At 74.5% G+C, this 15080-nt stretch carries 13 protein-coding genes; 6 read left to right on the top strand and 7 right to left on the bottom strand.

What is annotated here, in order from left to right; all coding sequences use genetic code 11:
• Positions 1–55: 55 nt before the first annotated feature.
• From katG to ABZS80_RS07150, 3 genes are all read right to left on the bottom strand, one after another.
• Positions 56–2335 (bottom strand): catalase/peroxidase HPI, encoded by a 2280-nt coding sequence (gene katG, locus ABZS80_RS07160; RefSeq protein WP_355054887.1) that lies wholly within the window; start codon positions 2333–2335, stop codon positions 56–58.
• On the bottom strand, positions 2335–2787 hold the full coding sequence (locus ABZS80_RS07155; protein WP_355054886.1) for a Fur family transcriptional regulator: 453 nt from the start codon (positions 2785–2787) through the stop codon (positions 2335–2337). Before ABZS80_RS07155 ends, katG begins: the two co-directional genes overlap by 1 nt.
• Positions 2788–2880: 93 nt before the next feature.
• Entirely contained in the window at positions 2881–3921 is a 1041-nt protein-coding gene (locus tag ABZS80_RS07150; protein WP_355054885.1) for a saccharopine dehydrogenase NADP-binding domain-containing protein, read from the bottom strand.
• 95 nt (positions 3922–4016) lie between these two features.
• Between ABZS80_RS07150 and ABZS80_RS07145 the strand changes: the two genes are divergently transcribed.
• A complete protein-coding gene (locus ABZS80_RS07145; RefSeq protein ID WP_355054884.1) occupies positions 4017–4955 on the top strand; it encodes a helix-turn-helix domain-containing protein in 939 nt (312 codons plus the stop codon).
• 13 nt (positions 4956–4968) lie between these two features.
• On the opposite strand, the gene ABZS80_RS07140 is transcribed toward ABZS80_RS07145, so the two are convergent.
• A complete protein-coding gene (locus ABZS80_RS07140; protein ID WP_355054883.1) occupies positions 4969–7584 on the bottom strand; it encodes an AAA family ATPase in 2616 nt (871 codons plus the stop codon).
• Positions 7585–7661: 77 nt separating this feature from the next.
• Between ABZS80_RS07140 and ABZS80_RS07135 the strand changes: the two genes are divergently transcribed.
• Together ABZS80_RS07135 and ABZS80_RS07130 are read left to right on the top strand one after the other, a co-directional pair.
• Positions 7662–8009: a nuclear transport factor 2 family protein gene (locus ABZS80_RS07135; protein WP_355054882.1), complete on the top strand. Its 348-nt coding sequence runs from the start codon at positions 7662–7664 to the stop codon at positions 8007–8009.
• Positions 8006–9379 carry an MFS transporter gene (locus ABZS80_RS07130; protein WP_355054881.1) on the top strand — a complete coding sequence of 458 codons (1374 nt, stop codon included), beginning with the start codon at positions 8006–8008 and terminating at the stop codon, positions 9377–9379. The genes ABZS80_RS07135 and ABZS80_RS07130 overlap by 4 nt, the downstream gene beginning before the upstream one ends.
• A 48-nt stretch (positions 9380–9427) precedes the next feature.
• Here ABZS80_RS07130 and ABZS80_RS07125 read toward each other — a convergent pair whose 3' ends face one another.
• Positions 9428–9934, bottom strand: a complete 507-nt coding sequence (locus tag ABZS80_RS07125; RefSeq protein WP_355054880.1) for a tetratricopeptide repeat protein — start codon at positions 9932–9934, stop codon at positions 9428–9430.
• A gap of 59 nt (positions 9935–9993) precedes the next feature.
• Between ABZS80_RS07125 and ABZS80_RS07120 the strand changes: the two genes are divergently transcribed.
• Positions 9994–11007 carry a DUF5937 family protein gene (locus ABZS80_RS07120; RefSeq protein ID WP_355054879.1) on the top strand — a complete coding sequence of 338 codons (1014 nt, stop codon included), beginning with the start codon at positions 9994–9996 and terminating at the stop codon, positions 11005–11007.
• A gap of 142 nt (positions 11008–11149) precedes the next feature.
• Positions 11150–11512: a hypothetical protein gene (locus tag ABZS80_RS07115; RefSeq protein WP_355054878.1), complete on the top strand. Its 363-nt coding sequence runs from the start codon at positions 11150–11152 to the stop codon at positions 11510–11512.
• 30 nt (positions 11513–11542) lie between these two features.
• Here ABZS80_RS07115 and ABZS80_RS07110 read toward each other — a convergent pair whose 3' ends face one another.
• Positions 11543–12151: a hypothetical protein gene (locus ABZS80_RS07110; RefSeq protein WP_355054877.1), complete on the bottom strand. Its 609-nt coding sequence runs from the start codon at positions 12149–12151 to the stop codon at positions 11543–11545.
• A 409-nt stretch (positions 12152–12560) separates the two neighbouring features.
• Between ABZS80_RS07110 and ABZS80_RS07105 the strand changes: the two genes are divergently transcribed.
• The gene (locus tag ABZS80_RS07105) at positions 12561–13529 is read left to right on the top strand and encodes a helix-turn-helix transcriptional regulator (protein WP_355054876.1); all 969 of its coding nucleotides are present in this window, start codon (positions 12561–12563) and stop codon (positions 13527–13529) included.
• A gap of 49 nt (positions 13530–13578) precedes the next feature.
• Here ABZS80_RS07105 and ABZS80_RS07100 read toward each other — a convergent pair whose 3' ends face one another.
• A complete protein-coding gene (locus ABZS80_RS07100; RefSeq protein ID WP_355054875.1) occupies positions 13579–14901 on the bottom strand; it encodes a cytochrome P450 in 1323 nt (440 codons plus the stop codon).
• Between the last annotated feature and the right edge of the window lie 179 nt (positions 14902–15080).

The following is a 15080-nucleotide window of genomic DNA, read 5'->3' as shown; positions in this document are numbered from 1 at the left end:
ACGAACGGGCCCCGGCCGATCCTGGTGGATCGGCCGGGGCCCGGTGGGAGCGGGATCAGCGGATGTCGAACCGGTCCAGCTCCATGACCTTGGTCCAGGCGGCGACGAAGTCCGTCACGAACTTGTCGCGCGCGTCCTCGCTGGCGTAGACCTCGGCGAGGGCCCGAAGCTGCGAGTTGGAGCCGAAGATGAGGTCGACCGCCGTGGCGGTCCACTTCACCTCGTCGGTGGCCAGGTCCCGGATCTCGTACACGTGCTCCTCGGACTCCGACGCCTTCCACCGGGTGCCCGGGGAGAGCAGGTTGGCGAAGAAGTCGTTGGTGAGCACGCCGGGCCGGTCGGTGAGGACGCCGTGGCGCGCACCCCCGACGTTGGCCCCGAGGGAGCGCAGGCCGCCGATGAGGACGGTCATCTCCGGGGCGGTCAGGTTGAGCATGTGGGCACGGTCGATGAGCAGCACCTCCGGCTGGGTCTTCTCACCCGGACGCAGGTAGTTGCGGAACCCGTCGGCGCGCGGCTCGAGGACCCGGAAGGACTCGACGTCGGTCTGCTCCTGGGAGGCGTCCGTGCGGCCCGGACGGAACGGCACGGTCACGTCGAAGCCGGCGTCCCGCGCCGCCTTCTCGACCGCGGCCGAGCCGGCCAGCACGATCAGGTCCGCGAGCGAGATCTTCTTCGCGCCGCCGGCGGAGTTGAACTCCTGCTGGATGCCCTCGAGGGTCGCCAGCACCGTCGCGAGCTGCTCGGGCTGGTTGACCTCCCAGCTGCGCTGCGGCTCCAGGCGGATCCGCGCGCCGTTGGCGCCACCGCGCTTGTCGGTGGACCGGAAGCTCGCGGCGGAGGCCCAGGCGGTGGAGACCAGCTGATCGGTGGTGAGGCCGGACTCCAGGACCTTCGCCTTGAGCGCGGCGACCTCGGCGTCACCCACGAGCTCGTGGTCGACGGCCGGCACCGGGTCCTGCCACAGCTGGGGCTCCGGCACCCACGGCCCGAGGAAGCGCTCGACCGGACCCATGTCGCGGTGCAGCAGCTTGTACCAGGCCTTGGCGAACGCCAGCGCGAACTCGTCGGGGTTCTCCAGGAACCGGCGGGAGATCTTCTCGTACGCCGGGTCGACGCGCAGCGACAGGTCGGTCGTCAGCATCGTCGGCTTGTGCTTCTTCGACGGGTCGAAGGGGTCCGGGACGATCGCCTCGGCGTCCTTGGCGACCCACTGCTTCGCCCCGCCGGGGCTCGTGGTGAGCTCCCACTCGTAGCCGAAGAGGATCTCGAAGAAGCGGTTGCTCCACTGGGTCGGCCGGTCGGTCCAGGTCACCTCGAGGCCGCTGGTGATCGTGTCCCGGCCCTTGCCGGTGCCGTGGGTGTTCAGCCAGCCCAGGCCCTGCGCCTCCAGCGGGGCGCCCTCGGGCTCGGGGCCCACGTGGTCGTCGGCGACGGCGGCGCCGTGGGTCTTGCCGAAGGTGTGGCCACCGGCGATGAGGGCGACGGTCTCCTCGTCGTTCATCGCCATCCGGGCGAAGGTCTCGCGGATGAAGTGCGCCGCCGCGAGCGGGTCCGCGTTGCCGCGGGGGCCCTCCGGGTTGACGTAGATGAGACCCATCTCGGTCGCCCCGACGTCGCCCACCATCTCCTTCTCGGAGGCGTAGCGCTCGTCGCCGAGCCAGGTGTCCTCCGGACCCCAGAAGATCTCCTCGGGCTCCCAGACGTCCTCGCGGCCGAAGCCGAAGCCGAAGGTCTTGAAGCCCATCGACTCGAGGGAGACGTTGCCGGCGAGCACGAGCAGGTCGGCCCACGAGATCTTCTGACCGTACTTCTGCTTGACCGGCCAGAGCAGCCGGCGGGCCTTGTCGAGGTTGGCGTTGTCCGGCCAGCTGTTCAGCGGGGCGAACCGCTGGGCGCCGTCACCGGCGCCGCCGCGACCGTCGTGGATGCGGTAGGTGCCGGCGGAGTGCCAGCTCATCCGGATCATCAGGCCGCCGTAGTGGCCGAAGTCGGCCGGCCACCAGTCCTGGGAGGTGGTGAGGGCGGTGATGATGTCCTGCTTGAGGGCCTCGACGTCGAGCTTGGCGAACTCCTTGGCGTAGCTGAAGTTCTCCCCCAGCGGGTTGCCCTTCGGCGACTGAGCGTGCAGCACCGACAGGTCGAGCTGGTTGGGCCACCAGTCCCGGTTGGTGCGCGGACGACCGCCGGTCTTCGGAGTCGGCGAGTCGATCGCCGGGTTCTCGCTCTCGCTGCCGTGCGCGGTCACGGAGTCGTGCGCGACCGGGCAGCCGGCCGCCGCCTTCTTGTCCACGCCCTGGGCGCTGGAGGGGGCGTTGTCCTGGGTGTCGCTCATCAATGTCCTTCCGAACTGGCGGATCGCTGGGAGGTGCGTTCGGTCGCGCAGTCGGGGCAGGTGCCCCAGTAGACGACCTCCGCCTCGTCGACCAGGAACCCCTGGTCGTGGGAGGCGGTGAGACAGGGAGCCTGGCCCACGGCGCAGTCGACGTCGGCGATCGCGCCGCAGGAGCGGCACACGACGTGGTGGTGGTTGTCCCCCACCCGCGACTCGTACCGGGCCGTGGCGCCGGCCGGCTGGATGCGCCGCACCAGACCGGCGTCGGTGAGGGCACGCAGCACGTCGTAGACCGTCTGGTGGGAGACGGTGGGTTGGTCGGCCCGGACCAGGGCGATCACGGTGTCGGTGTCGACGTGCGGGTGGTCGCGCAGCGCGGCGAGCACCGCCAACCGGGGCCTGGTGACGCGCAACGAGACCGCCCGGAGCTGGGTCTCGAAGTCGGCCGTCATGCGACGAACATAGCTCACTCTTTTGGAATCAATCAAGTTTTCCCGCGATTCGATTCGCCCAAAAAATACCCCTCATCCAGGACGAACCATCCCTTACGGCCGCCGCGACGCCACGGTGAGGTGGGCGGACAGCGCGCGGAGGAAGTCGGGCGCGTCGAAGATCGCGCCGGCGGAGGCGACGCCGCTCGTCCTCGTCCGGCCGGCGAGAACGCGATCGACCGCCTCGACGGCCAGCGGCGCGCTGACGGCGTAGATGTCCCGGCCGCTGGCGACGACGCCGCGCCGCCGGTCGCCGGAGCGCACGACGACGTCGACCGTGAACGTCTGCCCGGACCGGCCGAGTTCGTCGACCGCTGCCGGGGCGGGCGTGTCCGGGCCGGCCAGGTCCCGGGCGGCCTCGACGGTCATGTAGGTGCGCACCTCGGGGATGGACAGGTGGCTGGGGACCGTGACGACGTCGGCCATCGTGAACCCGTCGAGGACGGTGCGGGGGCCCAGCGGAGCGGGGAAGTCCCAGTCCAGAACCGGCAGGTCGCCCTCGTCGCGGTGGTACTCCAGCCGGCCACCGGTGTAGCGGACCCGCCGGCCGGCACGCCGTTCCCGGGAGACCGCGCCCGAGGCGAGGGTCCCGGCCGTGGGGTGCCAACTACTCAGCCCGTACGCGACGTGCGCCTCGTCGGCCGCCGTCCAGTCGCCCATCGCCGTGGTGACCAGCAGGTCGCCGAGCCCGCCGAAGAAGGCCATGGCCGGGACCACCGCGACGCCGACGCGCCGGGCGCGGTCGGTGAAGCGCGCGAACGTGTCGGCGTTGGCCTCGATCTCCGCCGCCACGTCGACGTACGGGATGCCGGCGCGCAGGGCCGCTTCGATCACGGGGGCCGCGGTCGAGGCGAACGGGCCGGCGCAGTTGACGACCGCGGCCGCACCCCGCAACGCCCGGTCGAGCGAGGCCGGGTCGCCGGCCGAGGCCACCCGGTGCGCGAGCCCCGGATGCGCCGCCACCAGCGCCCGAAGACGCCCCGCGTCGCGGCCGAGCAGGAGCGGGACGAACCCGCGAGCGCGCAACTCCGTCACCACGAACCCACCGGTGTGCCCGTACGCGCCGAACACCGCCACGGTCTGACCCGAACCCATCTGGATCCCTCCTCGAAGATCCGCTGAGAAGATCCTCCAGCGGCGGCCGGCCCCAGACCAGTGTCCGGAACGCCATGCCCCGTACAGTTTCGGACATGGCCACGATCGCGCTCGCCGCCACCGACGGGATGCTGCACTTCGAGTTCGCCATGGCGTGCGAGGTCTTCGCCCACGACCCCTCCGGCGTGGCAGACCCGTGGTACGACCTCGTGGTGTGCGGCTCGGGCCCGGTCGGGATCGGCAGGTTCCGGGTGGAACCCGACGACGGCCTGGACCGGCTCGCCCGCGCCGACACCGTGATCGTTCCCGCCGTGGCGGACATCGACGCGGACCTGCCACCCGACCTGCTCGACGCGGTCCGCGCGGCGCACGAGGCGGGCGCACGGCTGGTCTCGCTGTGCACGGGGGCGTTCGTGCTGGCCGCCGCCGGAGTGCTGGACGGGCTGCGCGCCACCACGCACTGGGCCCACACCGAGGCGCTGGCCGCCCGCCATCCCCGGGTGCGGGTCGACCCGGACGTGCTCTACGTCGACAACGGCACCGTGCTCGCGTCCGCCGGCAAGGCCGCGGCGGTCGACCTGTGCCTGCATTTGATCCGCCGCGACCACGGCTCCACGGTCGCCAACGCCGTGGCCCGCCGCCTGGTCGTGCCGCCGCATCGCGCCGGCGGCCAGGCCCAGTTCGTCACCACCCCGGTGCCCGCCCGCGACGACCATCCCCTCGCCGACCTGCTGCCCTGGGCCATGGCGCGGCTGGACCGTCCGCTGACCGTGGAGGACCTGGCCCGCCGGGCGAACATGAGCTCCCGCAACCTGGCCCGGCACTTCGTGTCGGCGACCGGCGCCACCCCGCTGCAGTGGCTGTCGACGCAGCGGATCCGCCGGGCCCAGGAGCTGCTGGAGAACACCGACCGGAGCATCGAGGCCATCGCGCGGGCGGCCGGCATGGGCACCGCCGCGACGCTGCGCCGGCACTTCAACCGGACGGTCGGCGTGCCGCCGGAGGCCTACCGCCGCACCTTCCGCAGCGCCTGACCCCCGCCCGTTCTCACAGGTCCAGCTCGCTCAGCTCCCCGCGGCCGGCGACGCCGAGCTTCGGGTACGCCTTGTACAGGTGGTACGCGACCGTCTTCGGGCTGAGGAAGAGCTGGGCGGCGATGTCCCGGTTGGACAGTCCGGTGCCGGCGAGCCGGGCGATCTGCAGCTCCTGCGGGGTCAGGTCGGCGCCGGCCGACGCGGCGGGCTGCGGCGCGCGCAGCCCGGTCGCCTCCAGCTCGCCGCGCGCCCGCGCCGCCCACGGCGCCGCCGCCAACCGGTCGAACGTGTGCAGGGCGCGTTGCAGCAGGCCGCGCGCCTCGGCCTTGCGCCGGGCGCGGCGCAGCCACTCCCCGTACAGCAGCTCGGTGCGGGCCTGCTCGAACGGCCGGCCACCGGACTTCAGGGCGAGTAGGTGATCCTGCTCGTCGCCGGTGAGCAGCGCCCAGCACCGGTACGCCAGCGACATGGCCCACGGCTGGTCCACCCGCTGCGCCCAGGCGCGGAAGCGGGCGTACGCCTCGTGGGCCCGCTCGGGCACGCCGGCCCGGACGGCCGCCTCCACCAGGTCGGGCACACTCCGGTACGCGCACACCTGGTGGGCGTACGGGTTCTCCTGCAGGGCGGCGAGCCGCGTCACGGCGGACTCCGCCCGGCCCTGGCCGAGGTCGAGCAGGCCCAGCGCCCACAGCGTCCACGCCCGGCCGCCCGCCTCGGCGCCCGCCGCGGCGCCGTCCAGCGCCGAGGCCACCAGCTCCCGGCAGCGCCCCTCGTCGCCGGCCACCGCGGCGAGCACCGCCTGCACGGCGCGCAACTGGCTGACCCAGAGCGGTTGACCGCCGTCCCGGGCCACGCGCACCGCCTCGTCGAGGCTGACCGTGGCATCCCGGTGCCGGCCGTGGAAGAACTCCGCCTCGGCCAGGAAGAACAGCAGGGTGGGCAGCAGGCCGAGGACGCCGTCGGCCCGGCAGCGGGCGACCAGGGCGCCGGCCAGCTCGTACGTCTCGGCGTCCTGGCCCGCGACGAAGCCGAGCCCGCAGAGCTGCATCCGGTCGCGGGGTTCGCCGCCCACCTGGGCGGCGGTCGCCGCCAGCGGCAGCGGCCGGCCCCGCACGGCGGCGACCTGGTAGCGGGCCACCGGGTGGTCGAGCGTGGCGAGCTGGTCGAGGCAGGCGCCCAGGTGCGGCTCGCCGAGGTACCAGGCCGGGTGGAACGCGGCCACCAGCAGCCCGTCCCGCTGTTCCGGGTCGAGCTTCGCGCCGCCGGTCATCAGGTCGTACGCGGTCTGGTGGCCGCCCTGCCAGAACCAGGCGTGCCCTTCCACCCAGGCGACGCGGGCGTGGAAGGTCGGCTCGTCCACCAGGCCGGCCGCCCGCTCGGCGAGCCGGACCGCGTCACCGAGGTGCCCGGACTGCAGGCCGCTCTCCGCGGCCAGCAGCAGCCGGCGCGCCGTCGCCGCCTCCTCGTCGCTCAGCTCCGCGGCGCGCTCGAAGGCGGCCAGGGCCGCGCCGTAGCCGCTGCGCCCGCGGGCCTGCTCGGCGGTGCGTTCCAGCGCGGCGGCCACCTGCTCGTCCGGCCCGGTGGTGGCCGCGGCGAGGTGCCAGGCCCGCCGGTCGGCGGTGTCCGGCGCGGTGAGCACGTCCGCGAGCGCCCGGTGCGCGGCGAGCCGATCCGGGTACGGCGCGGCGGCGTGCACCGCGGCGCGGACCAGCGGGTGCCGGAACCGCAGCCGCCGTCCGGTGACCTCGACGAGCCGGGCCTCCTCCGCCGCACGCAGGTCGGCGGGGCCGCCGCCGAGCGGTGCGGCGGCGCGCAGCAGCACGTCCAGGTCGCCGGTGTCCTCGACGGCGGCGACGCGCAGCAGCGCCCGGGTGCCGGCGGGGAGCCGGTCGACCTGGCCGTGGAACGCCGCGAGCAGCCGGTCGGTCAGCGGCAGCGGGCCCTCGGCCCCGCCGGCGGCGAGGACCCCGGGCAGCTCGATCAGCGCGAGCGGGTTGCCCTGCGCCTCGCCGAGCACCCGCATCCGTACCTCCGGGGCGAGCCGCGGGTCGAGCAGCCGGACGGCGTCGGCCGGCGCGAGCGCGCCGACGGTCAGCTCGGGCAGGCCCGGGGCGGGGAAGCTGCCGTCCCGGGCCGCGAAGATCATGACCACGCCCTCGGCGTGCAGCCGGCGGGCGGCGAAGAGCAGCGCCTCGGCGGAGACCGTGTCCAGCCAGTGCGCGTCGTCGACGAGGCAGAGCAGCGGGCCGTCCTCGGCGAGGTCCGCCAGGAGCGACAGCACGGCGAGGCCCACCAGCAGCCGGTCGGCCGGGGCGCCGCCGCCGAGCCCGAACGCGGCGGCGAGCACCTGCCGCTGCGGCCCGGGCAGCCGGTCGAGGCGGTCGAGCGCGGGCCGCACGAGCTGGCTCAGCCCGGCGAACGGCAGCTCGGCCTCGAACTCGGCGGCGCTCGCGCGCAGCACGCACGCCGGGTGGGCGGCCGGTGACGTCAGCTCGGCCGCCCAGTCCAGCAGCGCCGTCTTGCCGATGCCCGGGCCGCCCCGGAGCACCAGCGCGGCGCTCCGCCCGGTCCGGGCCCCCGCCACCAGGGCCGCGATCCGGTCCTGCTCCGCGCCGCGGCCGTGCAACATTCCCGCACCCTACACAGGTACGCGGTACCTAAGCGCTACCGATTCCCGGGCGCCGGATCGTCCCTAGCGTCGTGGCCATGGAACTCATCGAGACGTACCTCGCCGCCTGGAACACCGCCGACCCCGCCGCCCGCCGAGCCCTCGTCGACGAGGTCTGGACCGCCGACGGGACCTACACCGACCCGCTGGCCGCCGTCGCCGGGCGCGACCAGATCGACGCGCTGATCGGCGCCGTGCAGCAGCAGTTCCCCGGCCTGGAGTTCCGCCTGGCCGGCCCGGTCGACGCGCACCACAACCTGGCCCGGTTCACCTGGCACCTCGGCCCGCCCGGCGCCGAGCCGATCGTCGTCGGCTTCGACGTCGCGGTCATCGCCGACGGCCGGATCGCCACCGTGCACGGCTTCCTGGACCGGGTGCCGGCATGAGCGTCCTGAGCGAGCGGCCGGTGCGGGTCACCGCACCGGCCGCTCGGCCCGGCGGGTTCCTGCCGGTGCTGCTGATCTCGACGTTCATGACCGCGATCGACGCGTTCATCGTCAACGTGGCGCTGCCGGCGATGCAACGCGACCTGCACGCCGGCCCGGCCGCCCTGGAGTGGGTGGTCGCCGGCTACGTCCTCGCGGTGGCCGCCGGCCTGATCACCGGCGGCCGGCTGGGTGACCGGTACGGTCGCCGCCGGATCTTCGGGCTCGGCCTCGCGCTGTTCACCGCCGCCTCGGTGCTCTGCGGGCTGGCGCCCACCGCGGGCGTCCTGCTCGGCGCCCGGGTGCTGCAGGGGCTCGCGGCGGCGCTGCTCATGCCGCAGGTGCTGGCCATCGTGCGGACCAGCGTCGCGCCCGCCGAGCAGCCGAAGGCGTTCGCCCGGTACGGCCTGACGATGGGTCTGGGCGCCGTCCTCGGGCAGTTGATCGGCGGCCTGCTCATCGAGGCCGACCTGTTCGGCCTGGACTGGCGGCTGTGCTTCCTGATCAACCTGCCGATCGGCGTGGCCGCACTGGCCCTGCTCCGCCGGGTGCCCGAGTCCCGCCACCCGGCGACCCGGCTCGACCTGGCCGGCGTGGTCCTGGTCAGTGCGGCGCTGGTGGCGCTGGTGCTGCCGCTGGTGGAAGGGCGCGAGCAGGGCTGGCCGCTGTGGACGTGGCTGAGCCTGGCCGCCTCGGTGCTGCTGTTCGCGCTCTTCGTGACGACCCAGCGGCGCGGCCGGCAACCCCTCGTGCACCTGGCGCTGTTCCGCGAGCGGGCGTTCTCGGTGGGGCTGGTGGCGACCCAGGTGTTCTGGATGGGGCAGGCGTCGTTCTTCCTCATCCTGGCCCTCTACCTGCAGGTGGAACGGGGCCTGTCGGCGCTGGAGTCGGGCGTGGTCTTCACCGCGATCGGCGCCGGCTACCTGGCCACCTCGACGTACGCGCACCGGATCGCCGCCCGGCTCGGCCGCCAGGTGGTCACGGTCGGCGCGCTGGTGATGGTCGTGGGCCTGTACGGGATGTGGGAGGCGGCCGGACACGGCACCGGTTGGCTCGTGCCGGGGCTCGCCGTGGACGGCGTCGGCATGGGCATCGCGCTCGCGCCGCTCACCACCACCGTGCTCGCCCGGGTCAGCCCGGCGCACACCGGCGCCGCCGCCGGCGTGCTCGCCACGGTCAACCAGACCGGCAACGCGGTCGGGGTGGCCCTGATCGGCATCGTCTTCTACGAGGCCGCCGATCTGACCGGCGGGTTCCGGGCCGGGCTGGTCGCGCTCGTCGTGCTGGAACTCGCGCTGGCCGCGATCATCCAACTGCTGCCGAGACGATGACGCCCGGACACACCGGCCGCCGTCCAGCAGGACGGCGGCCGGCGCCGGCTAGCTCTCCGTCTCCTCGGGCTCGACCAGCAGGCGGGCGTAGGTGGCCATGGAACGCTGGTAGCGGGGCAGGTGCGGGGCCAGCGCGGCAACCGCGACGGCGACCGCCTCACGCTCACGGCCCACGCTGGTCAACGCCAGGGCCAGCGTGGCGCTGACCGCGTCGTCGAGCTCGTCGGCGGGCTGCCGCCGCTCGGCCGTCAGCAGTTCGACCGCCTCCGCGGCCCGGCCCACGTTGCGCAGGGAGCTGGCCAGCTGGATGACCGAACGCCGGCGGCGGATGCCGGTGATGCCGCCGGCCAGCGCGGCCCGGTACAGCGGCACGGCCCGGTCGGAGTGGCCGGTGGAGTCGAAGGCGCAGGCGCGTTCGAACGCGGCCACCGGATCGCCGTCCGGCAGCTCCGCGGCGAGCACGTCGACGCGTTTGCGGAACTCCTCGGGTTCGTGGTCGTCGATGGCGGCCCACAGCTCCGCGCTGCGTCGTTCCCAGTCCGGTGATGTCGTCATGGCGGCGATGGTGGCCGGAGCCGGTAGGGTGGCGCCAGTGATTCGGCGAGGACCGAATCATGGAGGGGGCGGACATGGCGATCACGCTGCGGTTCAGCCCGGCCGACCTGATGCGCTGCCGCTTCGCCATCTCGCCGGTGCTGGAGACGATCGAGGCCATCCGCCTCACCACGCCCGAAGACGCCCCCGGCTATCACCAGGGCTTTCTCCACGCCATGAGGGACCGTCTGGACGCGCTGGACCTGCGCCCGGTCACGCTGCTGCAACCCCGCCGCGGCTACAGCCCGGACTTCCTGTCCCCGCCGCCGACCACCGCGCGCCCCCGCTTCGAGGAAGAACTGGCCCGCATCGAGGCGACGCCGCTCGACCGGGTGGCCGCGGAGATCGCCCGCTCGCTGCGCGCGACCCGGGGCGCGGCGCGCACCGCGGTGGGCCGCCGGCTGCTGGCCGACCCGGCCGACGCGCTGCGCCTGCTCACCGGGGTGATCCGAGACGTGTGGGACCAGGTGATCCGGCCGGTGTGGCCGAACGTCCGCGCCCTGCTCGACGCCGACGTGGTCCACCAGAGCCGCCGGCTCGCCGAGGGCGGCCTGGACCGCCTCTTCGCCGAACTGCATCCCCAGTTGCGCTGGCACGACGGCGTCCTCACCCGCGACCGCGGTGACCACGAGGACCGCCGGCTCGCCGGCGAGGGCCTGCTGCTGATCCCGAGCGCGTTCAAGTTCGACCAGGTCCTGGTGATCCTCGACGAGCCGTGGCAACCCACCGTGATCTATCCGGCGCGCGGCCTGGGCACCCTGTGGCAGTCGACGCGGACGCAGGAGCTGGCGGCCGCGGGCCGCCTCCTGGGGCGCAGCCGCGCGACCCTGCTGGCCGGGCTGACCGAGCCCGTCAGCACGACCGTCCTGGCCCACCGCCACGCCCTGGCTGCCGGCACCGTCTCCCAGCATCTGACCGTGCTCCGCGAGGCCGGGCTGGTGGTGGGCGAACGCCACGGGCATGAGATCCGTTACCGCCGCACGGCGCTCGGCACGGCACTGCTCAGCGGTACCCTCCCCGCGGCCGGAACCTGACGGCGTCGCGTCCGCGAATCGGCGCAGCGGGCACATGACCGGACGAACCAGCCCAGCGGATGACCTGCGGTCCGGGGAATGACGGCGACCGGGGCGGGCAATCGACCCGGGTACCGGCCGGACGAGACCAGCGAGGTGCGCGATGACGGGCAGCAGCGGGCGGGGCGACAGACAGCAGCCGGAGGCGGGGACCCCGTGGGTCACCCGGGACGGCTTCGACGCGGAACCGCCCTGGGGCGCGGGCGAGCACGACCCGATGGACGAGGGCAGCGAGGAGACGGCCGTACCCGAGGGACGGCGCGGCGAGCGCCGCGCCGACGCGCCGGCCGCGCCGTCCGGCCGCGAGGGCCGGCACGGGTTCGGGCGGGTCGAACCCACCCGTACGCCGATGGCCGGTCCCGGGGCGCCCCCGGACCCGGCGCCGACGCGGCGGTCGTTCCCGGACGACGCGGACATCGACGTCCGCTCGGAGGACGCGCTGCGCACGCGCGGGCGGCGGTCCTGAGCACGAGGTCCGACCGGTCTGGGGGACGGTTCAGTACCGGCTGCGGGGCAGCCACCCCAGGAAGCGGGCCCTGGCCTGCGCCAGGGGCAGGGCCGGCAGGTCCCGGGTGGCGGCGACCAGACAGGTTCCCAGGTAGACGGCCAGTCCGGCCGTCGTCCCGCCGAACTCCGCCAGCAGTTGGCTCTGTTTCGTGGGGCAGGGCCATTCGTGGCCGCACCCGCTGCACCGCCAGCCCGGTGGCCGGGGCAGGTGCGCGGGCGGGCCGGAGCTCCGGTAGCGACGGGACGCGCCGTTGCGGGCGCGTGCGTCCCGCCGCGACGCGGCGTCGGCGACGGGTGGCTCCTCCACCAGCCGGCGGCGGGCCGTCGTGAGCGCGGCACCGACCCGGACCAGCGCCTCCGGCCCCACCTGCCGGGCGAGCGCCGCGGTGAGCAGATGGTGCCCGACCGCGTCGAACTCGTCCCGGGTCACCCGCAGCCGCCGGTGAAGCTGCACGAGCAGCACGGGTTCCGCGCCGGGCCGGCCCGCCAGCGCCTCCCGCAGAAGCTCGCGCAGGCACCCGCCCAGGGCCTCCCGGTGGCCGTCGAAACGGCCCGCGAGGCTCGGGTCCCCGTCGATCCGACGCAGGGTCTCGGTCACGACCGCCGACGTCACTTTCCGGGCATCGGTTTCCACCACCACCACTCCCTTCCCGCCGCATCGCGGCGACGGGCTAGCGGAGGACGCGTCGCGACAAGCGCCCCCACAGGTTGAGCGCGACCACACCGGGGACCACTCTTCCCGACCATCCACCGCCGGACTATGCCGTCCAGCGCAGAGGAACGCGGATTCCTGATCGCTCCGCGCAAGTTCCGTGGACGGGACACGTGGCAGCGCGATCCCCGGGTTCGGGAATAGCATCGACCGAGCGAACCTCGGAACAGCTTGTCCCGGCGGCCGGACCACCGTCCACCGCCCTCGTGACTCCGGCCGCCCGCCCACCTCGGCGTTCCTTCCGGCACCGCACACGGCGGCTCCTTCCCACCATCGGTCAGCCCATGGAGGACGGTTGAGCGCCGACGGTCCCATCAGCCACCGCTTCGACAGCCGCGACCCGCAGCGCATCCGCGACTACCTCGCCGGCGCGTACGGGACCCGCGGCCTGCGCATCAGCAGCGGCGACCACGACTACCACCTGCGCCACCAACGGGTGCAGGCCGGCCGGTTCCAAGCCGACCGGCTCGCCCAGTCCACGGACCTGCGGGTCGCCGTCGAGGAGATCAGCTCCCTGGTCGTCTGCGAAACCGCGACCAGCAGGGTGAGCCGCAGCTGTGACGGCGAGCAGGGCGAGTACGTTCCCGGCGACATCTTCGTCGCCGCGCCACCGGGCCGCCGGTGCCGGCTGCGCTGGCAGCCCGGCGAAGTGGTCCTGCTCCAGCTGGACACCCACCTGTTCACCCAGGTGGCCCGCCCCGACGTGCGGCGGCGGCTCGCGGCGATCCACTTCACCGCGCTCGAACCCGCCTCCCCCGCCCTCGCGGAGCACTGGCGCGCCACCGCCCACTATGTCCGCCTGGCCGTTCTCGGCAACTCCGAGGCCAGCAGAGAACCCCTGGTCATCGGCGCCGCGGCGCGTACCCTGGCCGCCGCCGCCCTGGCCGTGTTCCCCAACACGGCGCTGACCGAGCCCACCGCACAGGACCGCCGCGACGCCGTGGTGCCCACCGTCCGTCGGGCGATCGCGTTCATGGAGGAACACGCCGAGCAGGACATCAGCCCCGCCGATGTCGCCGCTGCCGCCGCCGTCTCGATCCGCGCCCTGCAGTTGGCGTTCCGGCGTCACCTGGACAGCACCCCGATGGCCCAGTTGCGCCGGATCCGTCTGGAACGGGCACACCACGAGCTACGACAGGCGGACCCACGGTGGGAGACGGTGAGCCGCATCGCCAGCCGCTGGGGCTTCCCGAGCCACAGCCGGTTCGCCGCCCACTACCGCGCCGTCTTCGGCGTTCCGCCGAGCCGGACCCTGCACACCTGAGAGCGAGTTGCCGCCGCGGAGGAACCCGACCTCGGCCCCGCCGACCGGATCACCGCCAGGCTTCGCCACCGCGACCAGGCGGCCCGGACGCGAACCGGGCGGGCACCTGGTCCGGCCGGTCGCGGAGCTCACGCCCGCGGGCGGCGGACAGGACGAACCGGCTGCGGGGCAGCGCCGGGATGCGGCGCAGCGAGATCGTGAGGTCCTGCTCCGGCACCGTGTAGTCGAGGCGCGCCAGCCAGCCGGCGAAGGCCGCCAGCAGGGCCACCGTGACGTCCTCACCGGGGCAGCGGTGCCCCGTGGCCGGGTCCGCCCCGCCCTGCGGGATCAGCTCGTAGGGGTCGGGAGCGCGGCCGACGAAACGCCCCGGGTCGAAGCGGTACGGCTCCGGCCACAGCCGCGCGTCGTGGTTCTGGCCGTAGATGTCGAGCAGGACGAGCGACCCGGCGGGAATGTGCTGGCCCTGCCAGGTCAGGTCGGTGACCGCCCGGGCGCCGACGAACGGCGCGAACGGGTAGAAGCGGCGTACCTCGTGGGCGAACGCCACCGCGTAGCCGGTGTCCCCGGCGCGCAGCCGGTCGCGCTGCCCGGGCCAGCGGTGCAGCGCGTGTGCCGTGAACGCCACGAACCAGGACACCGCGACGGTGGGGCGGATGATGTTGAGCAGTTCCACGGCGGCGAGGTCGGCGTCCATCGGCTGACCGCCGGGCTGGCGGTGACGGGCCACCGCTTCCAGTGCCGACCCCGGCGTGGCGGAGACCGCCCCCGCGCGGACCTGGTCGATGAGCGCCGCGAGCCACCTCTCCCGCCGGCCGCGGGCGCGCCGTGCCCGCCAGTGCCGCGGGCCCAGGGTGGCGAACCCGTCGACCAGGGCGACCAGGTCACGGGCCACGGGCGCCACCTCGGCACGGTCCAGCGGGACTCCGGCCCAGGCACAGACCCCCTTGGTGATCACCCGGCTGGCCTCGTCGAACAGCACGACCTGCCGCCCGTCGCCGGCTGTCGCGATCGCCTCGTCCCACGCCGCCGCCACGTGGTCGACCAGCTCACCGACCCGGCGCGGATCGGTGAGCAGGGACCGGAACAGCGCCTTGCGGTGGCGGTGGTCCGCGCCGTCGAGGGTGTGGACGGCCCCATGGCCGAACAACGTCCCCTCCACCGGCTCCGGGATGGCCGAGTGCCGTCGCACATGCCGCTCGTCGTAGAAGAACCGCACCGCGTCGGGCCCGCGCAGCGCGACCGCCGGCTGGCCCATCACCCGGGTACGCACGGCACGGCCGCCGCCACGGCGCCACAGCGCGGGCAGCCAGGCGTAGCCGTTGAGCATCAGCCCGAGGCTGTCGTCCAGATACGGTCCGCGCTGGGTCGCCATGAGCGTGAGGTGCCCCCTGCGCCGGGCACGAAACCCCTCCCCCGGCGCGCCGGAGCGCCCCGGCAGGCCCCCAAGGCGACCTCACCGATCTGGCCCTGCGGGGGACGGTGGCCGACGTACGGTGACGGCAGGCCCGGTCACGTGGCGGCCCAGGCGCGGCGGACCGGGGTCGAGCCGCC

It is taken from the genome of Micromonospora sp. NPDC005305 (assembly GCF_040607315.1).
Taxonomy (GTDB): Bacteria; Actinomycetota; Actinomycetes; order Mycobacteriales; family Micromonosporaceae; genus Micromonospora.
The sequence above is the reverse complement of the archived record's forward strand: the minus strand, read 5'-3'. Positions and strand labels throughout refer to the sequence as shown.

What these genes read in the sequence shown, in the direction of transcription:
- katG (WP_355054887.1), bottom strand. Translation starts at nt 2,335, where the DNA reads ATGAGCGACACCCAGGACAACGCCCCCTCCAGCGCCCAGGGCGTGGAC.
- ABZS80_RS07155 (WP_355054886.1), bottom strand. Translation starts at nt 2,787, where the DNA reads ATGACGGCCGACTTCGAGACCCAGCTCCGGGCGGTCTCGTTGCGCGTC.
- ABZS80_RS07150 (WP_355054885.1), bottom strand. Translation starts at nt 3,921, where the DNA reads ATGGGTTCGGGTCAGACCGTGGCGGTGTTCGGCGCGTACGGGCACACC.
- ABZS80_RS07145 (WP_355054884.1), top strand. Translation starts at nt 4,017, where the DNA reads ATGGCCACGATCGCGCTCGCCGCCACCGACGGGATGCTGCACTTCGAG.
- ABZS80_RS07140 (WP_355054883.1), bottom strand. Translation starts at nt 7,584, where the DNA reads ATGTTGCACGGCCGCGGCGCGGAGCAGGACCGGATCGCGGCCCTGGTG.
- ABZS80_RS07135 (WP_355054882.1), top strand. Translation starts at nt 7,662, where the DNA reads ATGGAACTCATCGAGACGTACCTCGCCGCCTGGAACACCGCCGACCCC.
- ABZS80_RS07130 (WP_355054881.1), top strand. Translation starts at nt 8,006, where the DNA reads ATGAGCGTCCTGAGCGAGCGGCCGGTGCGGGTCACCGCACCGGCCGCT.
- ABZS80_RS07125 (WP_355054880.1), bottom strand. Translation starts at nt 9,934, where the DNA reads ATGACGACATCACCGGACTGGGAACGACGCAGCGCGGAGCTGTGGGCC.
- ABZS80_RS07120 (WP_355054879.1), top strand. Translation starts at nt 9,994, where the DNA reads ATGGAGGGGGCGGACATGGCGATCACGCTGCGGTTCAGCCCGGCCGAC.
- ABZS80_RS07115 (WP_355054878.1), top strand. Translation starts at nt 11,150, where the DNA reads ATGACGGGCAGCAGCGGGCGGGGCGACAGACAGCAGCCGGAGGCGGGG.
- ABZS80_RS07100 (WP_355054875.1), bottom strand. Translation starts at nt 14,901, where the DNA reads ATGGCGACCCAGCGCGGACCGTATCTGGACGACAGCCTCGGGCTGATG.